Source organism: Neisseria sp. HMSC061B04, from assembly GCF_001836705.1.
In the GTDB taxonomy this organism is placed as follows: domain Bacteria; phylum Pseudomonadota; class Gammaproteobacteria; order Burkholderiales; family Neisseriaceae; genus Neisseria.
Window position 1 is genome coordinate 1 of sequence record NZ_KV830225.1, and the last position, 1,527, is coordinate 1,527.

General features: G+C 40.5%; 1 protein-coding gene. It reads right to left on the bottom strand.

Annotated elements, in window-relative coordinates; translation table 11 throughout:
* Positions 1 to 1,527, bottom strand: a 1,527-nt coding sequence (locus HMPREF2661_RS09870; protein ID WP_070823597.1) for an IgG-binding virulence factor TspB family protein, incomplete at both ends; no start/stop codon positions are given.

Below are 1,527 nucleotides of genomic sequence, written 5' to 3' on the forward strand. Positions count from 1 at the left end.
TGCATATTAAAATCAAAATTGGCCTGATTTTTCGGGCAATATCGCAAATTGTGTCATAACCCATTTCAAATCGACCAAACAATCCAAAATCAAATGATTGTGGCTTTGGACAAACACCGTCCGTCTGGAAGTGTTCCAACGGTTTCAGAGTGCCTATATCTTGATCGTTTTGCGGAATGTTTAGATCTTTTTCTTCTGCATTGCCCATATCTGCACACGCTGCGATGTTTGGAAACAGCGAACAAAGGCCATTTTCTTTTTGATTTGGCGTTTGTTGATTATTTGGACTATTCGGACTGTTCGGCTCATTTGGTGTATTCGGACTGTTTGGCGTGTCCGGACTCTCCTGTCTGCTCGGTGTTGTCTTTTCGGGCTTATTCGGTGCTTCTGGACTGTTTGGCTTTAAATCCGGGCGAGGCACATAATCAACGCCTACAGTGCCGTCTTGATTCATTTTGAATCTTGTTTGTTGAGGGGTGCTACTACCTTGAGGGGTATATGGCGCACTAAGTGCAGTATCAGGGCTAAATGTGCTTGGCTCGGCAGATTGATTCATAGCGCCCATTTTTGCAAGTTGATTCATCAGCTCTGCATGATTTGTCTGATTGTTTTCAAGCATGCGTTTTAAGATGTCTAACATTTCTTTTTGTGTCAGCATAAAGTCATTAACACCGACTGAATCATTATTATTTATAATATTTTGACGGTTTAATTCGCTATTGGGATAAAAACTGATGCCTAAAAACCGACCATATTTACCTGGAAATTTTGGGCTATATGAAATAGTCAAATCATCTGAATATTTATAAGAAATACTAGAATGAATGTCATATAAATGAAAATTTCCTACGTCAGATCTACCAACACCAGAAGATGTTTTATAGCTTTTCCACTCAACACTTTCGCCTTCTCCACCCCCCCATTCACGAAACCTAACGAGTAAAACATTTTTTCCAGATTTTTCTTGTTCTTCTAAATTTTCTTTTTTTTCTTGCTGTGCTTTGCCTTTTTGTGCTGCTTCTGCTGCTTTTTTAGCTGCTGCATTTGCTACTGCTTTTTGATAGTTACCTTCGGCTTCTGCTTGTCGCTGGGCTTGGGCTGCTTGCTGTATTGCATTAGATATTTGTTCATTAGAAGCTCCTGTTCTCAATCCCGTTTTATCTAAAAAGGAATTAATTCCTGCTCCCAAACCAGTTATATCTAATTTTGACAAACCTGTAAGGATTGCACCAACACCATTGCGAGCTGCTCCAGCCCAATCACCGTCTTTTATATCTCTATATGTCCAAGCTGCGTAATCAGACCCAATAGCACCGCCTGCTGCAGTTGCACCAGCCAAAGTCCCACCTAAAATAGTTTCTACTTTGCCAACATTAACATTTTGACTGACAGTCGTATTCATCGTACCAGTTTCGCCGTATCTGCCTGTAACCGTTACATTTTTGCCTTGGCTACCATTAATATTTCCACCATTTTTTGTTACTGTCGGTTTGCCGTTGTTTTGTACATCAACCTTCCAAACGCCTG